Source organism: Scandinavium sp. M-37, from assembly GCF_043558715.1.
GTDB lineage: Bacteria > Pseudomonadota > Gammaproteobacteria > Enterobacterales > Enterobacteriaceae > Scandinavium > Scandinavium vulneris_A.
On the sequence record NZ_JBIGIN010000019.1, the window covers coordinates 50,918 to 67,742 of the forward strand.

Below are 16,825 nucleotides of genomic sequence, written 5' to 3' on the forward strand. Positions count from 1 at the left end.
TTTAAATGAGCGAGAAACGTTGATGTCGAATTCTTATGACTCCTCCAGTATCAAAGTCCTGAAAGGGCTGGATGCGGTGCGTAAGCGCCCGGGTATGTATATCGGCGACACGGATGACGGCACCGGTCTGCACCACATGGTATTCGAGGTCGTGGATAACGCTATCGACGAAGCGCTCGCGGGTCACTGTAAAGACATCGTGGTCACCATTCACGCCGATAACTCCGTTTCCGTAACGGATGATGGCCGTGGTATTCCGACCGGCATTCACCCGGAAGAGGGTGTTTCTGCGGCGGAAGTGATCATGACCGTCCTGCACGCAGGCGGTAAATTCGATGATAACTCCTATAAAGTGTCCGGTGGTCTGCACGGCGTCGGCGTATCCGTTGTAAACGCCCTGTCGCAGAAGCTGGAACTGGTGATTCGCCGCGAAGGCAAAGTCCACCAGCAGATTTACGTCCACGGTGTGCCGCAGGCTCCGCTGGCAGTGACTGGCGAAACCGAAGCCACCGGGACTCAGGTCCGTTTCTGGCCGAGCTACGAAACCTTCACCAACGTCATCGAATTCGAATACGAAATTCTGGCTAAACGCCTGCGCGAGCTGTCGTTCCTGAACTCCGGCGTGTCGATTCGTCTGCGCGACAAGCGTGATGGCAAAGAAGATCATTTCCACTACGAAGGCGGCATCAAAGCGTTCGTTGAGTATCTGAACAAAAACAAAACGCCAATTCACCCGAATATCTTCTACTTCTCCACCGAAAAAGACGGTATCGGCGTGGAAGTGGCGCTGCAGTGGAACGATGGTTTCCAGGAAAACATCTACTGCTTCACCAACAACATTCCACAGCGCGATGGCGGCACACACCTGGCGGGTTTCCGTGCGGCGATGACCCGTACCCTGAACGCCTACATGGACAAAGAAGGCTACAGCAAAAAAGCCAAAGTCAGTGCCACCGGGGACGATGCCCGTGAAGGTCTGATTGCCGTCGTGTCGGTGAAAGTGCCGGATCCGAAATTCTCCTCGCAGACCAAAGACAAGCTGGTTTCTTCCGAAGTGAAAACCGCGGTTGAACAGCAGATGAACGAACTGCTGGCGGAATACCTGCTGGAAAATCCGTCCGATGCGAAAATCGTGGTCGGCAAAATTATTGATGCGGCACGTGCCCGTGAAGCGGCGCGTAAAGCCCGTGAAATGACCCGTCGTAAAGGCGCGCTGGACTTAGCAGGCCTCCCGGGCAAACTGGCGGACTGTCAGGAACGTGACCCGGCACTGTCCGAACTGTACCTCGTGGAAGGGGACTCTGCGGGCGGGTCTGCGAAGCAGGGCCGTAACCGTAAGAACCAGGCGATTCTGCCGCTGAAGGGTAAAATCCTCAACGTAGAGAAAGCGCGTTTCGATAAAATGCTCTCCTCGCAGGAAGTGGCGACGCTTATCACAGCCCTGGGCTGTGGCATTGGTCGTGACGAATACAATCCGGACAAACTGCGCTATCACAGCATCATCATCATGACCGATGCCGACGTCGATGGTTCGCACATCCGTACGCTGCTGTTGACCTTCTTCTACCGTCAGATGCCGGAAATTGTCGAGCGTGGCCACGTGTATATCGCGCAGCCGCCGCTGTACAAAGTGAAGAAAGGTAAGCAGGAACAGTACATTAAAGACGACGAAGCGATGGATCAGTACCAAATCTCTATCGCGCTTGACGGTGCCACTCTGCACACCAACGCCAGTGCTCCGGCCCTGGCTGGTGAGGCGCTGGAAAAACTGGTTGCCGAATTCAACGCGGCTCAGAAAATGATTGGCCGTATGGAGCGTCGTTTCCCGCGTTCGCTGTTGAAAGCCCTGATCTACCAGCCAACGCTGGCAGAAGCTGAGCTGAGCGATGAGCAGAAAGTGACCCGCTGGGTGAACCAGCTGGTCACTGAGCTCAACGAAATCGAGCAGGCGGGCAGCATGTGGCAGTTTGACGTTCGTGAGAACGCCGAGCAGCACCTGTTCGAGCCTATTATCCGCGTGCGTACTCACGGTGTGGATACTGATTATCCGCTGGATCAGGAGTTCGTTACCGGTGGCGAATACCGTCGTATCTGTACGCTCGGCGAGAAGCTGCGTGGCCTGATCGAGGAAGATGCGTTTATCGAACGTGGCGAGCGTCGTCAGCCGGTTGCCAGCTTCGAGCAAGCGCTGGAATGGCTGGTGAAAGAGTCACGTCGCGGTCTGTCTATTCAGCGTTATAAAGGTCTGGGTGAAATGAACCCGGATCAGCTGTGGGAAACCACCATGGATCCAGAAAGCCGCCGTATGCTGCGCGTGACCGTCAAAGACGCTATCGCCGCCGATCAGCTGTTCACCACCCTGATGGGTGATGCCGTTGAACCGCGTCGCGCGTTTATCGAAGAGAACGCCCTGAAAGCGGCGAACATCGATATTTAATATCCGTGTTCTGCAATAATGTCGTAGGCCCGGTAAGCGTGAGCGCACCGGGCTTTTTATTGCCGCAAAAGAGGATATTCCCCTCTATCCCCATCCCCCTTTTATCCCGACTCTTTTGCTGTTTTTTGAGCTAAATCGCGTTAGCATGAGTAAGAACTCACTTATCTCGGGGATCCTATGGCTATCAAACTCATTGCAATCGACATGGACGGAACGTTGCTACTGCCCGACCATACTATTTCTCCGGCGGTTAAAAAGGCCATTGCGGCGGCGCGTGAACGCGGCGTGAAGGTGGTGCTGTGTACCGGTCGCCCGTATGCGGGTGTCCATAACTATCTGAAAGAACTGCACATGGAGCAGGAAGGCGATTACTGCATCACCTACAACGGCGCTCTGGTGCAGAAAGCCAGCGACGGCAGCACGGTGGCGCAAACGGCATTGAGTTACGATGATTACCGCTATCTGGAACAGCTTTCCCGCGAGGTGGGTTCCCACTTCCACGCGCTCGATCGCAACACGCTGTACACCGCCAACCGCGATGTGAGCTACTACACCGTGCATGAATCCTACGTGGCGACTATCCCGCTGGTGTTCTGCGAAGCGGAAAACATGGATCGCGATATTCAGCTGCTGAAAGTGATGATGATTGATGAACCCGCGATTCTCGACAAGGCTATTTCCCGCATTCCGGCAGAAGTGAAAGAGAAATACACCGTGCTGAAAAGTGCGCCGTACTTCCTCGAAATCCTCGATAAACGCGTCAATAAAGGCACGGGTGTGAAATCGCTGGCCGATACGCTGGGTATCAAGCCGGAAGAGGTCATGACGCTGGGCGACCAGGAAAATGACATCGCGATGATCGAATACGCAGGCATGGGCGTGGCGATGGAAAACGCCATTCCTTCGGTGAAAGAGGTCGCTAACTTTGTCACCAAATCCAACCTGGAAGACGGCGTAGCCTACGCGATTGAGAAGTTCGTCCTGAACTGATGTAAAGCGCCAGGCTTTGCTATACCCTGATGCAACCAACGCGCATCAGGGTACCTCCATGAAACAAATCACTTTTGCCTCCCGCCATCACCAGTTAACCAACACCCAAACCTGGACGCCTGACGGCCAATGGCTGGTGTTCGACGTGCGTCCTTCCGGCGCTTCGTTTACCGGAGAAACCATTGAGCGCGTCAATATCCACAGCGGCGAAACAGAGGTGATTTACCGAGCCACCGACGGGGCCCATGTGGGCGTAGTTACAGTGCATCCGCAGGACGAACGTTACGTCTTCATTCATGGCCCGGAACACCCGGATGCGACCTGGCAGTACGATTTCCACCACCGTCGTGGCGTGGTGACGTCTCAGAGCGACACCCATAATCTCGATGCGATGGATATCACGCCGCCGTTTACAGCGGGCGCGCTGCGCGGTGGCAGTCATGTTCATGTGTATAGCCCGAACGGCGAGAACGTGAGCTTTACCTATAACGATCACGTGCTGCGTGAGCGCGACCCGGCGCTGGATTTGCGCAACGTTGGGGTGGCGGTGCCGTTTGGCCCGGTTACCCCGTCGGGCCATCATCCGCGTGAATATGCGGGCAGCCACTGGAGCGTGCTGGTCAGCCAGACCACCCCGACGCCGCAGCCGGGCAGCGATGAAATCAATCGTGCCTATGAAGAAGGTTGGGTCGGCAATTCACAGCTGGCGTTTATCGGCGATACTCTGTCGCTCAGTGGTGAAAAAGTGCCGGAGCTGTTTATCGTCACGCTGCCGACAGAGGAAGCTGGCTGGAAAAAAGTGGGCGAGGCCCCGCTGTGTGGGACGGAAAACACCCTCCCCGCGCCACCCGCAGGCGTGGTTCAGCGTCGTCTGACCTTTACCCATGACCGGGCGTATCCGGGGCTGGTGAACGTGCCGCGCCATTGGGTACGCGCTGATCCCCAGGGCAACAGCATTGCGTTTCTGATGCGCGATGACGCGGGCGTGGTACAGCTGTGGCTGATTGCCGCCGATGGCAGCGGCCTGCGCCAACTGACGCAGTGCAGCGGCATCCAGTCGGCGTTCAACTGGCATCCGTCAGGGAAATGGCTGGGATTTGTGCTGGAAAATCGGATTGCGCTTTGCGATGCGCAGCGCGGCGAGATTCGCTTTTTGACGGCCGATCATGAAAATCCCCCGTCAGGCGATGCGGTGGTTTTCTCCCCCACGGGAGATGTCGTCGCCTGGATGCAGGAAACGCACGGCTATCGTCAGCTGTGGGCCGCGAAAACAGCGGGCTGAGTTATGGCACTGGCATCGCAGCAGGCGGAATAACGGCATTCATCGCCTGCGTTTCCTTCTCGCTTTTCTCCACGCGGGTGCGAACGGTATTATCTTTGCGGAACAGATCCCACGGCAGCAGCAGCGTATCCGCGACGGCGGTGAAGGGCATATCCAGGGCTACCAGCGACTTGGTTCCCCAGCCGGTGGCTTCATCGCCCAGCATTTCTGCACTGGCGCGTGTGCCTGGGTAAGTCCCTTCTTTGCCACCGGTGTGAGACATCACGCTGGAGCAACCTGTCAGTGCCATCATCCCTGAACATAAAACGGGTAACAAAATTAAAATTTTCATCATGCGTTATCATCTTGGCCAGCACGCGAAGTGCTTGTGTATCGGGTTATAACGGCCCGCTGAAAAAATAAATAGTCCGAAACCAGCGCTCTGTGGCGCCTGTCGCACTTTCCCTGCCTGTGCAGTCTTTCAGTCTATGTCCTGTGACCGAAAGTGCAAAAAAAGTAAGACATGTACCCTTGATAAACGTTCCAGAAATCCCATTTTAAGAGTGTGGCCCACTAACGAACATGCCTGAGGGGTGTTTGGGGCGCGTGACCTGTCCATTGTGGAAGGTCTGTGTATTCTCGCTGATTTCAGGAGCTTTTAGATTATGCGTAACTTCGATCTTTCCCCGCTGTACCGTTCCGCGATTGGTTTTGACCGTCTGTTTAACCTGCTCGAAAACAACCAGAGCCAGAGCAACGGCGGATATCCTCCGTACAACGTTGAATTAGTAGACGAAAACCATTACCGCATCGCCATTGCGGTGGCCGGATTTGCCGAAAGCGAGCTGGACATTACCGCCCAGGATAACCTGCTGGTGGTCAAAGGCTCTCACCCTGATGAACAAAAAGAACGTACCTATCTGTATCAGGGCATCGCCGAACGCAACTTTGAGCGCAAATTCCAGCTGGCAGAAAATATTCATGTTAAAGGTGCCAACCTGGTAAACGGCCTGCTGTACATCGATTTGCAGCGCGTGGTTCCTGAAGCCAACAAACCGCGCCGGATCGAAATAAACTGATTCTGACGGGCGGCCTTCGCCGCCCAACGACAACCCCATGCTCGCCGTAAGGGAGCAACTGCGAGTCCAGAACTTGCAGGTACACACTCGCTTCTTAGAAGGAGAAACATCATGCGTAATTACGATTTAACCCCGATGCTGCGTCAGTGGATTGGCTTCGATAAACTGGCCAACGCCATGCTCAATACCGGTGATGCCCAAGGTTTCCCACCGTATAACATCGAAAAGAGCGACGATAACCACTATCGCATCACCCTGGCGCTGGCGGGCTTCCGTCAGGATGAGTTGGACATCCAGCTGGAAGGTACCCGTCTGACGATTAAAGGTAACCCGACCAAGCCTGAGAAAGAGCCGTCCTACCTTCATCAGGGGCTGGTGATGCAGGCATTCAATTTGAGTTTCACCCTGGCTGAACATATGGAAGTCAGCGGGGCGACCTTTACCAACGGGCTGCTGCACATTGATTTAACCCGTAACGTGCCAGAAGCCATCGCCCCACAGCGGATCGCCATCAGCGAACGCCCGGCGTTAAATAGCTAAGGTTTTAGCACTCACGAAGCCCCGCCAGTCGGGGCTTTTTTGTGCGCCACGATCCATACATCCCCGGTGATTTCTGCAAGAATCCCTGTTATTCGTAATGTTATTCACAGGGAAAATATAATGAGTGACATAGCATTGACCGTCAGCGTGCTGGCGCTGGTCGCCGTGGTGGGATTGTGGATAGGCAATATCAAAATCCGCGGCGTGGGGTTTGGTATCGGTGGGGTGCTGTTTGGCGGGATTATCGTCGGCCACTTTATCGAGCAGGCCGGGGTCACGCTCAGTGGCCCGATGCTGCATTTCATTCAGGAGTTTGGCCTGATCCTGTTCGTCTACACCATCGGTATTCAGGTGGGGCCAGGGTTTTTCGCTTCGCTTCGCGTCTCCGGCCTGCGGCTTAACCTGTTCGCCATCCTGATTGTATTGCTCGGCGGAGTGGTCACCGCCCTGCTGCATAAGCTGTTTGCCATTCCCTTGCCGGTGATGCTTGGCATTTTCTCCGGGGCGGTGACTAACACCCCGGCGCTGGGGGCCGGGCAGCAAATCTTGCGTGACCTGGGTGTGCCATTCGACGTGGTCGATCAAATGGGGATGAGCTACGCGATGGCCTATCCGTTCGGCATTTGCGGCATTCTGCTGACCATGTGGCTGATGCGGCTGTTCTTTCGTATCAACGTTGAAAAAGAAGCGCAGCAGTTTGATACCAGCGTTGGGAACGGTCATGTCTTGCTGCAAACCATCAATATCCGGGTCGAAAACCCTAACCTTAACAATCTGGCGATTCAGGACGTGCCGGTGCTCAACGGGGACAACATTATCTGCTCGCGGCTCAAGCGCGATGAAATGCTGATGGTGCCGTCGCCCGGGACGCTGATCCACGTGGGCGACTTGCTGCATCTGGTTGGTCAGCCTGCGGATTTGCACAATGCGCAGCTGGTGATTGGTAAAGAGGTGGAAACGTCGCTGTCGACGCGCGGTACCGACCTCAAAGTTGAACGCGTGGTGGTCACCAATGAGAAGGTTCTGGGCAAGAAAATCCGCGATCTGCACCTGAAACAGCGCTATGACGTGGTTATCTCACGCCTTAATCGCGCGGGTATCGAACTGGTGGCCAGCAGCAATGCCAGTCTGCAGTTTGGCGATATCCTCAATCTGGTCGGGCGGCCCGCATCGATTGATGCGGTGGCGGCGGAGGTCGGTAACGCGCAGCAAAAATTGCAGCAGGTACAGATGTTACCGGTGTTTATCGGTATCGGGCTGGGCGTGCTGCTGGGTTCGGTGCCATTGTTTATCCCAGGCTTCCCGGTGGCACTGAAGCTCGGTCTGGCGGGCGGGCCGCTGATTATGGCGCTGATCCTCGGACGCATAGGCAGCATCGGGAAGCTGTACTGGTTTATGCCGCCGAGTGCCAACCTGGCACTGCGCGAACTGGGGATAGTGCTGTTTTTGGCGGTGGTCGGTCTTAAGTCCGGCGGCGATTTTGTCCGCACGCTGACCGAAGGCGATGGCCTGAGCTGGATTGTCTACGGCATCTTCATCACCGCTATCCCGCTGCTGACGGTCGGCATTCTGGCGAGGATGTTCGCCAACATGAACTATCTCACGTTGTGCGGCATGCTGGCGGGTTCGATGACCGATCCGCCGGCACTGGCCTTCGCCAACAATCTGCACGCCACCAGCGGCGCGGCGGCGCTCTCGTACGCCACGGTGTATCCGCTGGTGATGTTCCTGCGCATCATCACCCCGCAGCTGCTGGCGGTACTATTCTGGGGCATGGGTTAGCGGTGTTTCCGGGTGGATACGCCGTAAATGGTAATCCACCTGGTATTCCCGCGCGTTTCTGAACATCACCGAATAATTTAGAAATTCCCCACTATCGCTATAGGACAGCGAAGTAATGCACAGCAGTGGGGTATGCAGCTCCACATTCAGCGATGTAGCCAGCTGTTTATCGGCTAATACCGGCGCCAGGCTTTCATAATTACCGCTGATCGTTATCCCGCAATCCTTCTCAATGTAATCAAATTTCGACCCTTCCAGATGCGCCACCGACAGCGTGCGAAACAGGCTGACCGGCATATAGCTGTCTTCCAGGAGCAGCGGTTTGCCCTGGACATAGCGAATCCGTCGGGAAAAGTAGATTTGGCTGTTCACCGGGATCCGCAGCTTACCGGCAATCGCCGGGGGCGCGGGGATCACTTCGAAGGTCAGCACCTTGCTCACCACCGACCTTCCCTGCAGGAGCATGACTTCCACCAGGCCTGTCAGATTGGTCGTTTCTTGATGGACATCTTTGCGTGCCACAAAGGTGCCGCTGCCGTGTCGGCGCTCGACCAGTCCCCACGTCATTAGCAGCTCGGTCGCTTTGCGGATGGTCATACGCGCCACGCCAAACTCCCGCGCCAGCGCTTTCTCGCCGGGGAGCGGGCTGCCCACGCAGTAATCTGAGGAATTCAGGCGCAGACGGAGTTTGTCTGCAATGGATTTATAGATCACCAGTAGACCTCTCTTAGCCAGTCACCAGGACATTTTGATCCGGTGATGTCTGATTTATAAACAAAAAGTAGACATCATGGTGTCTTTTTAAACTATGAACACGGTCACGGAACGCAGCGGCATATCCGCATTGCCGCGACGTAACTTCATATGCTCATGCCAGGTCAGTCCATAAATCCAATAAGAGCTCTTCCCCTACCAGTTTCGATGAGGATGTAAAAATGCTCAGTCAAATACAACGTTTTGGTGGTGCAATGTTTACCCCGGTCCTGTTATTTCCGTTTGCAGGTATTGTGGTTGGCATTGCAATTATGTTGCAAAACCCCTTATTTGTAAGTGAATCATTAACCGCGCCAGACAGTTTATTTCGCCAGATTGTTCATATTATTGAAGAGGGCGGCTGGACGGTTTTCCGTAATATGCCGCTTATTTTTGCTGTCGGGTTGCCAATCGGCCTGGCAAAGCAGGCGCCGGGCCGGGCGTGTCTGGCAGTAATGGTCAGTTTTTTAACCTGGAACTATTTTATCAACGCCATGGGCATGACCTGGGGTCATTATTTTGGCGTTGATTTTACGCTGGATGCGGTGGCGGGAAGTGGGTTGACAATGATCGCCGGAATTAAAACCCTTGATACCAGTATTATCGGTGCGATCGTTATTTCAGGGCTCGTGACCGGTCTTCATAATCGCTATTTTGATAAACCTTTACCGGTATTCCTCGGCACCTTTCAGGGCACTTCGTTTGTGGTGATGATTGCTTTCCTGGTAATGATCCCCTGCGCCTGGCTCACATTATTGGGCTGGCCGAAAGTCCAGTTAGGGATTGAATCACTGCAAGCCTTTTTACGCAGCGCAGGAGCCGGGGGCGTCTGGCTGTATACCTTCCTGGAACGGGTGCTGATCCCGACCGGCTTACATCATTTTGTCTATGGTCCCTTTGTGTTTGGTCCGGCGGCCATTGAAGGCGGCATTCAGGTGTACTGGGCCGAGCATTTGCTGGAATTTAGTCAATCAACCGAATCCCTGAAAACCCTGTTCCCGGAAGGTGGTTTTGCCTTGTTCGGCAACTCAAAAGTCTTCGCCGCACCGGGAATTGCGATGGCGTTGTACTACACCGCCGCCCCGCAGAATCGTAAAAAAGTGGCTGGCCTGCTTATTCCGGCGGCGCTGACCGCCGTGCTGGTGGGGATAACCGAGCCGCTGGAGTTTACGTTCCTGTTTATTTGCCCGCCGCTGTTTGTCCTGCACGCAATACTGGCGGCCACCATGGCGACCGTGATGTACATGGCGGGTGTCTCCGGAAATATGGGGGGCGGCTTAATCGATACCATTCTGCCGCTGGACTGGATCCCAATGTTCCACAACCACTCGGGGATGATTTTTACCCAAATCGCCATCGGTCTGGCCTTCACCGTCATTTACTTCGTGGTTTTCCGCACCCTCATTCTTCGCTTCAACATTAAAACGCCGGGCCGCGAAGAGAGTGAAATCAAGCTCTACAGCAAAGCCGACTATCAGGCTTCACGCCAGCCAACGACGGCCTCGACGGCTAAAGAGATTCAGCGCGGCCAGGCCGCCGGATTCCTTGAGGCGCTTGGTGGAGCCAGCAACATTCGCAGCATTAATAACTGCGCCACCCGCCTGCGCATCACGCTGGCCGACATGGCACAGACCCAAAGTGACGACATTTTCAAAGCGCTGGGCGCGCACGGCGTGGTTCGACGCGGCGACGGCATACAGGTCATTGTCGGTCTGAATGTGCCGGTGGTGCGTGACCAGCTGGAAACCCTGATGCAAGAAACACCGATAACCGAACCCAAATCCATGACGGAGGCAGTATCATGAAAAAATTCTCAATCGTTGTAGCCGGTGGCGGCAGCACCTTTACCCCCGGAATTGTCCTGATGTTGCTGGCCAATCAGGATCGCCTGCCGCTGCGCGCGCTGACATTCTATGACAACGACGGCGCTCGCCAGGAGACCGTCGCCGAAGCCTGCAAAATTATCCTTCAGGAGCAGGCTCCGGACATCAAATTTAGCTACACCACCGACCCGAAAGCCGCGTTTACCGATGTGGATTTTGTGATGGCGCATATCCGCGTCGGCAAATACCCGATGCGTGAAAAAGATGAAAAAATCCCGCTGCGCCACGGCGTGCTGGGCCAGGAAACCTGTGGACCCGGTGGGATTGCCTACGGAATGCGCTCGATTGGCGGCGTGCTTGAGCTGGTGGATTACATGGAAAAATATTCGCCAAACGCCTGGATGCTGAACTATTCCAACCCGGCAGCGATTGTGGCGGAAGCCACGCGTCGCCTGCGGCCTAACGCAAAAATTCTCAACATCTGCGACATGCCGATCGGCATCGAGAGCCGTATGGCGGAAATCGTCGGTCTGCCTGACAGAAAACAGATGCGCACCCGCTATTACGGGCTTAACCACTTCGGCTGGTGGACCTCTATTGAAGATCTGAACGGCAATGATTTAATGCCGAAGCTGCGCGAACACGTGGCTAAATTTGGCTATGTGCCGCCATCTGACGATCCGCATACCGAAGCGAGCTGGAACGATACTTTCGTCAAAGCCCGGGATGTGCAGGCGCTGGATCCCGATACCATGCCGAATACCTATCTGAAGTACTATCTGTTCCCTGATTATGTGGTGAAGCACTCCAACCCGAATCATACCCGCGCCAATGAGGTGATGGAGCACCGCGAGAAGCATGTCTTCGGCTCCTGTAACGCCATTATTCAGGCCGGAAAATCATCGGCAGGCGAACTGGAAATTGATGAGCACGCGTCATACATCGTGGATTTAGCGGCGGCGATCGCCTTTAACACTCAGGAACGGATGCTGCTTATCGTGCCAAACAACGGGGCAATCCATAACTTTGATGCCGATGCGATGGTGGAGATCCCATGTCTGGTGGGCAAAAATGGGCCTGAACCCCTGGTGGTGGGCGATATTCCGCATTTCCAGAAAGGGCTGATGAGCCAGCAGGTGGCGGTGGAAAAACTGGTGGTCGATGCCTGGGAGCATCGTTCTTATCAGAAACTGTGGCAGGCGATCACCCTGTCTAAAACCGTACCGAGCGCATCGGTGGCGAAGGCTATCCTTGATGATTTAATCGAGGCCAATAAGGACTACTGGCCAGAACTGCACTGATGTTCTGATTGCTGACAACGTTCTAAAGCGCCCGGCGGCGTTACACCTGCCGGGCCTACGGTTCAGCCCCTGGCGCCAGTGGGCCATTATCTCCATCAAATGGTTTGCTGATGTTGGTTAAAGCGCGACGCCAGCGGCAGCCAGCACAGCAGGATCAGCAATCCCATCAGGGTCATTAGCAGGCCGAGGCTGCTTTGGCCGTTTTGCGGCAGCATCGCCGACAGCCATGCTAACGCGCCGGAGCCAATATTCTGCAAGCCACCCACCAGCGCGCCAGCCGTTCCGGCGAGGAACGGGAATGGCTCCATCGCCCCACTGGTCGCCAGCGGGAATAGCATACCTGCCCCGAAGAAGAACAGGGCGGCAGGCACCAGCAGCGTCCAGACGTTCATCACGCCCAGCAGACCCGGGATCCACATCATTACGCCCGCCAGCAGGCAGCTAATCACCGACTGCCACATCAGGCTTGAGAAGCGCTTGTTCTGTCGACCGGCAAACCACGCGCCGAAAAACGCCGCCGGAATGGGCAGAATAAACAGGATGCTGACCACCATGCTGCTCAGACCCAATCCCGCGCCCAGCAATACGCCAGAACAGGCTTCAAACACCGCAATGCCTGCCAGGCCGCCAATCAGCATCAGCAGATAACAGGTGAACGCGCTGTTGCCGAACAGCGTTTTGTAGCGCGTGACCAGCCGGGTCGGCGGAGCATTTTGCGGACGGGTTTCCGGCATCCAGCGTGCCATGCTGAAGGTAACAATGATGCACAGCACCAGCAGGAAACCGTAGCACGCCCGCCAGCTCCACACCGTATCGAGCATCCCGCCAATCAGCGGGGCCAGCAGTGGGCTGACCAAAATCCCCATGTTCAACAAACTGTTGGCATGACGCAGCTGCGTGCCTTCGTACAGGTCACGCGGTAGGGTACGCGCCATCACGCCGCCCACCCCGGTGCCCATACCCTGAATGGCGCTGGCAGTAATCAACATCGTCAGGCTGTGCGTGGTCATGGCGACAATCGTCGCAAGCATAAAAATCGTCATCCCGATGAGGATCACCGGACGTCGGCCCACGCGGTCTGAAATCGGGCCGTAGAACAGCTGTGAGACGCCGTAGGTCAGCAGGTACGCGGCCATCACGCTCTGCACCGCGCCTTCACGCACGTTCAGCTCACGCGCCATATCGGCAATCGCCGGGATATAAATGGTCTGCGCCATCTGCCCAACGGCAACCAGCAGTACCAACATCAACAGCAAACTGACGTTCTTATGCCTTTTCATGCGATGAATACTTTGTGAATGGTTAAAAAGAAAGAATATGTGACTGGCACATCCGCAAAACGCGGAAGAAATCTACCACAGTAAAATGACAGAACAACCATAACGGCAGGATCGACGAAGCGGCAGCAGGCAGGTTTTATACACAAGGTTCGGCAACAAATGTTGCCACAGGGAAAAGCGTGAAAGAGGGGCGGTTGCCCGCCCCTCTTTGGTACGGCCTGAACCTGATTACCGGAAGGTTTTCAGGACTGCATCAAGCAGTTGCAGCAACGCAACCATGAGTTTCAGGACTAACAGTGCCAGTTCCACTCCACCCATACGTTTCTCCTCAGGTTACAGGAGAACTTCCGACTGACTTGCCTTTCCGCTGCCTGTCATCAGCCGTGATGTTGACGTAACACAGTGTGCTCTCCCGGGGGTTAAGGCGCTGACGGCACCACCCGTTTCAGCCAGGACTTTTTTGCGCGCCGGTCGAACATGCGGCCCCCACATGGCTCACTGTGAACAGCTTCAGTATAGATAGGCGCTGTATGGATGAACAGTATTTTATCGACAAAATCCGGCGGCTGTCGCATACTGCATAACGCGGTAAACCGTGACGTAAATTGCGCGATCGCCGCCGATCGCGTATACTTCTGCGGTTGACGTAACACAGTGCGCTTCGCGGCCACCAACCGTAAACCACTGACAAAACCTCGCTCCGGCGGGGTTTTTTGTTTTCTGAGGTTTTGCAGCTAAATGTGACAAAGTTCGCAGTTTTTTGCGTGTGGCGATAAAGCGCTTGCCGCGAAGGATTGGCTGTGCTTGTATAAATCCAGTTACTCACACAACGTCATGGTCCCTAATGAACACTAACCTGAACGCAATCAACCTACTACCAACTGCGCAACCAGCCGCAGTGGTCGTCGTGCGTGTGGTGGTGGTCGTCGGCAATGCGCCGTAGGGTCCGGAACACACGATTCCAAAACCCCGCCGGCGCAAACCGGCGGGGTTTTTCGTTTAAGCCCCCCGGAAAGTCGGCCCAGAAGAACAGGACTGGAACATGGCAACTTCGGGCACAATGTCGTCAAACTCGGCGTCTACGCAGACGACCTCCCAGGCTAAGCGTTTTACCGGCGCACAGCTGATCGTTCACTTACTGGAACGTCAGGGCATTACCACCGTCACGGGTATTCCGGGCGGAACGGTGTTACCGCTGTACGACGCCCTCAGCCAGAGCAAACAAATCCGCCACGTGCTGGCCCGCCACGAACAGGGCGCAGGGTTTATCGCCCAGGGTATGGCGCGCACCCAGGGCAAACCGGCGGTGTGCATGGCCTGTAGCGGCCCGGGCGCAACCAACCTGGTGACCGCCATCGCCGATGCGCGTCTCGATTCCATCCCGCTGGTGTGCATCACCGGTCAGGTTCCGGCCTCGATGATTGGTACCGACGCTTTCCAGGAAGTGGACACCTACGGCATCTCCATCCCGATTACCAAACACAACTATTTAGTGCGTGACATCAGCGAACTGCCGCAGGTTATCAGCGACGCGTTTCGTATCGCACAGTCAGGCCGCCCTGGCCCGGTATGGGTGGATATTCCGAAGGATGTTCAGACCGCTGAAATTGATATCGATGACCTGCCGATGCCGGGCTGCAAAGCGCCCGCTCCGGTGTTTAACCTGGCCGACGTGCGCGACGCGGCAGCAATGATTAACGCGGCTAAGCGCCCGGTGCTGTACCTGGGCGGCGGGGTGATTAACGTCCCGGAGCACATTCGCAAGATGGCTGAAAAAGCCAATTTGCCGACTACCATGACCCTGATGGCGCTCGGCATGCTGCCGAAAGCGCATCCGCTGTCGTTAGGGATGCTCGGGATGCACGGCGCGCGCAGCACCAACTTTATCCTGCAAGAATCTGATTTACTGATTGTTTTAGGCGCACGTTTTGATGACCGGGCGATTGGTAAAACCGAACAGTTCTGCCCGAATGCCAAAATTATCCACGTGGATATCGACCGCGCGGAGCTGGGTAAAATCAAACAACCGCACGTGGCGATTCAGGCTGACGTGGGTGAAGTGCTCGACCAGCTGATCCCGTTGATTGAAGCCCAGCCACGCACTGAGTGGCGTCAGCTGGTGGCCGATTTGCAGCAGGAGTTTCCGTCGGCCATTCCGCAGGCGGGCGACCCGCTGACCCATTATGGGCTGATTAACGCCGTGGCGGCCTGCGTGGATGACGAGGCGATTGTCGCCACCGACGTGGGGCAACATCAGATGTGGACGGCGCAGGCCTATCCGCTCAACCGTCCGCGTCAGTGGCTGACCTCTGGCGGTCTGGGCACCATGGGCTTTGGCTTACCGGCGGCAATTGGCGCGGCGCTGGCGAATCCGCATCGTAAAGTACTGTGTTTTTCCGGTGATGGCAGCCTGATGATGAACATTCAGGAGATGGCGACCGCAGCGGAAAATCAGCTCGATGTGAAAATCATCCTGATGAACAACGAGGCGTTGGGGCTGGTGCATCAACAGCAAAGTCTGTTCTACAAACAGGGCGTGTTCGCCGCGACCTATCCGGGCATGATTAATTTTATGCAAATTGCGCAAGGCTTTGGCCTGCAAACCTGCGACCTGAATACCGCCGAAAATCCGCAGGCCGCGTTGCAGGAAATCATTTCCCGCCCAGGCCCGGCATTAATTCACGTCCGTATCGATCCTGAACAAAAAGTCTGGCCGATGGTCCCACCGGGTGCCGCAAATACTGAAATGGTGGGGGAATAAGCCATGCAAAACGCAATTCATGACAACGTTATTCTGGAACTCACCGTGCGTAACCACCCGGGGGTAATGACCCACGTGTGTGGCCTGTTTGCCCGCCGGGCGTTCAACGTGGAAGGCATTTTGTGTCTGCCAATTCAGAACAGCGACAAAAGCCGAATCTGGCTATTGGTGAACAACGATCAGCGCCTCGAACAAATGATTAGCCAAATCGACAAGCTGGAGGACGTCGCCCACGTGACGCGCCATCAAAGCGACCCGGGCGTGTTCAACAAACTGGGTCTGTTTTTTGAATGATCCTTCTGTCGACTTCGCGATGGATGTCTTTATCATGTCCGGGCTGAGTAAAGCTGAGAGGACGGCATGATCTGGTTGACGTTAGCCACTCTGGGAGTGGTATTTGTGGTGGGATTTCGGGTAATCACCTCCGATTCGCGTCGGGCGATCAAACGCCTGAGCGAACGGCTGGGGATCACACCAATGCACATTGAATCGATGGTCGATCAGATGGGCAAACGCGCGGGGGACGAGTTTCTGGGCTATTTACATCGCCCGAATGAAGCGCATTTGCAGAATGCCGCGCAGATTTTGCTTATCTGGCAGGTGGCGGTGGTCGATGCCAGCGAGACCAATATGCTTTACTGGCACCGCCAGCTGCAAAAAGCGCGTCTTGCCGCCCCCGTGACCGATGCGCAGACTCGTCTGGCGCTGAGCTTCTTGCGGGAGCTGGAGCCGGATGTGGCGGAATTCAATGCGTTCCAGCATCGCTACAATATGCTGTTCATGCCGCAGGACGGCGTGACCTGGCTGCACTGAGTCGT

16 protein-coding genes and 1 other annotated feature are annotated in these 16,825 nt (G+C 55.6%); of the genes, 12 read left to right on the forward strand and 4 right to left on the reverse strand.

Annotation, left to right across the window (positions count from 1 at the left end; all coding sequences use genetic code 11):
* The first annotated feature begins 22 nt into the window (after positions 1-22).
* The 3 genes from gyrB to ACG0Z5_RS14820 all read left to right on the forward strand — a co-directional run bounded on the left by gyrB (position 23) and on the right by ACG0Z5_RS14820 (position 4,709).
* Positions 23-2,437 (forward strand): DNA topoisomerase (ATP-hydrolyzing) subunit B, encoded by a 2,415-nt coding sequence (gyrB, locus tag ACG0Z5_RS14810; protein ID WP_394448520.1) that lies wholly within the window; start codon positions 23-25, stop codon positions 2,435-2,437.
* Positions 2,438-2,614: 177 nt separating this feature from the next.
* The gene (gene yidA, locus ACG0Z5_RS14815) at positions 2,615-3,427 is read left to right on the forward strand and encodes a sugar-phosphatase (RefSeq protein WP_394448523.1); all 813 of its coding nucleotides are present in this window, start codon (positions 2,615-2,617) and stop codon (positions 3,425-3,427) included.
* 58 nt (positions 3,428-3,485) lie between these two features.
* A complete protein-coding gene (locus tag ACG0Z5_RS14820) occupies positions 3,486-4,709 on the forward strand; it encodes a DUF3748 domain-containing protein (protein ID WP_394448526.1) in 1,224 nt (407 codons plus the stop codon).
* Position 4,710: 1 nt separating this feature from the next.
* Here the strand turns inward: ACG0Z5_RS14820 and ACG0Z5_RS14825 are convergent, their stop codons facing one another.
* Complete coding sequence (locus ACG0Z5_RS14825) at positions 4,711-5,043, reverse strand: YceK/YidQ family lipoprotein (protein ID WP_394448529.1); 333 nt, start codon at positions 5,041-5,043, stop codon at positions 4,711-4,713.
* Positions 5,044-5,285: 242 nt separating this feature from the next.
* Positions 5,286-5,360: a sequence feature (ROSE (Repression Of Heat Shock gene Expression) occurs in the 5'-region of heat shock genes and acts as an RNA thermometer to modulate expression.), on the forward strand.
* Here ACG0Z5_RS14825 and ibpA point away from each other — a divergent pair.
* The 3 genes from ibpA (at position 5,354) to ACG0Z5_RS14840 (ending at position 8,089) form a co-directional block, all read left to right on the forward strand.
* Positions 5,354-5,767, forward strand: coding sequence for a small heat shock chaperone IbpA (gene ibpA / locus ACG0Z5_RS14830; RefSeq protein ID WP_319786035.1), 414 nt, complete (start codon positions 5,354-5,356; stop codon positions 5,765-5,767). (Overlaps the previous feature by 7 nt.)
* 111 nt (positions 5,768-5,878) lie before the next feature.
* Complete coding sequence (gene ibpB, locus ACG0Z5_RS14835; RefSeq protein ID WP_394448532.1) at positions 5,879-6,307, forward strand: small heat shock chaperone IbpB; 429 nt, start codon at positions 5,879-5,881, stop codon at positions 6,305-6,307.
* 120 nt (positions 6,308-6,427) lie between these two features.
* Entirely contained in the window at positions 6,428-8,089 is a 1,662-nt protein-coding gene (locus tag ACG0Z5_RS14840) for a putative transporter (protein WP_394448535.1), read from the forward strand.
* Here the strand turns inward: ACG0Z5_RS14840 and ACG0Z5_RS14845 are convergent.
* Positions 8,069-8,803 (reverse strand): GntR family transcriptional regulator, encoded by a 735-nt coding sequence (locus tag ACG0Z5_RS14845; protein WP_394448538.1) that lies wholly within the window; start codon positions 8,801-8,803, stop codon positions 8,069-8,071. The genes ACG0Z5_RS14840 and ACG0Z5_RS14845 overlap by 21 nt on opposite strands.
* A 221-nt stretch (positions 8,804-9,024) precedes the next feature.
* On the opposite strand from ACG0Z5_RS14845, the gene ACG0Z5_RS14850 reads away from it, so the two are divergent.
* Both ACG0Z5_RS14850 and ACG0Z5_RS14855 read left to right on the forward strand, forming a co-directional pair.
* Entirely contained in the window at positions 9,025-10,647 is a 1,623-nt protein-coding gene (locus tag ACG0Z5_RS14850) for an alpha-glucoside-specific PTS transporter subunit IIBC (protein WP_394448541.1), read from the forward strand.
* Entirely contained in the window at positions 10,644-11,966 is a 1,323-nt protein-coding gene (locus ACG0Z5_RS14855; protein WP_394448544.1) for a 6-phospho-alpha-glucosidase, read from the forward strand. Before ACG0Z5_RS14850 ends, ACG0Z5_RS14855 begins: the two co-directional genes overlap by 4 nt.
* Positions 11,967-12,061: 95 nt before the next feature.
* Here ACG0Z5_RS14855 and emrD read toward each other — a convergent pair whose 3' ends face one another.
* Together emrD and tisB are read right to left on the reverse strand one after the other, a co-directional pair.
* A complete protein-coding gene (gene emrD / locus ACG0Z5_RS14860) occupies positions 12,062-13,246 on the reverse strand; it encodes a multidrug efflux MFS transporter EmrD (RefSeq protein ID WP_394448546.1) in 1,185 nt (394 codons plus the stop codon).
* Positions 13,247-13,474: 228 nt separating this feature from the next.
* Positions 13,475-13,564: a type I toxin-antitoxin system toxin TisB gene (gene tisB / locus ACG0Z5_RS14865; RefSeq protein WP_097162448.1), complete on the reverse strand. Its 90-nt coding sequence runs from the start codon at positions 13,562-13,564 to the stop codon at positions 13,475-13,477.
* A gap of 526 nt (positions 13,565-14,090) precedes the next feature.
* Here tisB and ivbL point away from each other — a divergent pair.
* The 4 genes from ivbL (at position 14,091) to ACG0Z5_RS14885 (ending at position 16,820) form a co-directional block, all read left to right on the forward strand.
* Positions 14,091-14,189: an ilvB operon leader peptide IvbL gene (gene ivbL / locus ACG0Z5_RS14870; protein WP_394448549.1), complete on the forward strand. Its 99-nt coding sequence runs from the start codon at positions 14,091-14,093 to the stop codon at positions 14,187-14,189.
* 117 nt (positions 14,190-14,306) lie between these two features.
* Positions 14,307-16,007, forward strand: a complete 1,701-nt coding sequence (gene ilvB / locus ACG0Z5_RS14875) for an acetolactate synthase large subunit (protein ID WP_394448616.1) — start codon at positions 14,307-14,309, stop codon at positions 16,005-16,007.
* A gap of 3 nt (positions 16,008-16,010) precedes the next feature.
* Positions 16,011-16,301 carry an acetolactate synthase small subunit gene (ilvN, locus tag ACG0Z5_RS14880; RefSeq protein ID WP_319627273.1) on the forward strand — a complete coding sequence of 97 codons (291 nt, stop codon included), beginning with the start codon at positions 16,011-16,013 and terminating at the stop codon, positions 16,299-16,301.
* Positions 16,302-16,367: 66 nt separating this feature from the next.
* Positions 16,368-16,820 (forward strand): DUF1198 family protein, encoded by a 453-nt coding sequence (locus ACG0Z5_RS14885; protein WP_394448552.1) that lies wholly within the window; start codon positions 16,368-16,370, stop codon positions 16,818-16,820.
* The last annotated feature ends 5 nt before the right edge of the window (positions 16,821-16,825 follow it).

Coding starts and splice junctions, on each gene's coding strand:
- ACG0Z5_RS14820 (WP_394448526.1), top strand. CDS start 3,486: ATGAAACAAATCACTTTTGCCTCCCGCCATCACCAGTTAACCAACACC.
- ACG0Z5_RS14825 (WP_394448529.1), bottom strand. CDS start 5,043: ATGATGAAAATTTTAATTTTGTTACCCGTTTTATGTTCAGGGATGATG.
- ilvB (WP_394448616.1), top strand. CDS start 14,307: ATGTCGTCAAACTCGGCGTCTACGCAGACGACCTCCCAGGCTAAGCGT.
- ibpA (WP_319786035.1), top strand. CDS start 5,354: ATGCGTAACTTCGATCTTTCCCCGCTGTACCGTTCCGCGATTGGTTTT.
- ACG0Z5_RS14885 (WP_394448552.1), top strand. CDS start 16,368: ATGATCTGGTTGACGTTAGCCACTCTGGGAGTGGTATTTGTGGTGGGA.
- ACG0Z5_RS14850 (WP_394448541.1), top strand. CDS start 9,025: ATGCTCAGTCAAATACAACGTTTTGGTGGTGCAATGTTTACCCCGGTC.
- yidA (WP_394448523.1), top strand. CDS start 2,615: ATGGCTATCAAACTCATTGCAATCGACATGGACGGAACGTTGCTACTG.
- emrD (WP_394448546.1), bottom strand. CDS start 13,246: ATGAAAAGGCATAAGAACGTCAGTTTGCTGTTGATGTTGGTACTGCTG.
- tisB (WP_097162448.1), bottom strand. CDS start 13,564: ATGGGTGGAGTGGAACTGGCACTGTTAGTCCTGAAACTCATGGTTGCG.
- ilvN (WP_319627273.1), top strand. CDS start 16,011: ATGCAAAACGCAATTCATGACAACGTTATTCTGGAACTCACCGTGCGT.
- ACG0Z5_RS14840 (WP_394448535.1), top strand. CDS start 6,428: ATGAGTGACATAGCATTGACCGTCAGCGTGCTGGCGCTGGTCGCCGTG.
- ibpB (WP_394448532.1), top strand. CDS start 5,879: ATGCGTAATTACGATTTAACCCCGATGCTGCGTCAGTGGATTGGCTTC.
- ACG0Z5_RS14855 (WP_394448544.1), top strand. CDS start 10,644: ATGAAAAAATTCTCAATCGTTGTAGCCGGTGGCGGCAGCACCTTTACC.
- ivbL (WP_394448549.1), top strand. CDS start 14,091: ATGAACACTAACCTGAACGCAATCAACCTACTACCAACTGCGCAACCA.
- gyrB (WP_394448520.1), top strand. CDS start 23: ATGTCGAATTCTTATGACTCCTCCAGTATCAAAGTCCTGAAAGGGCTG.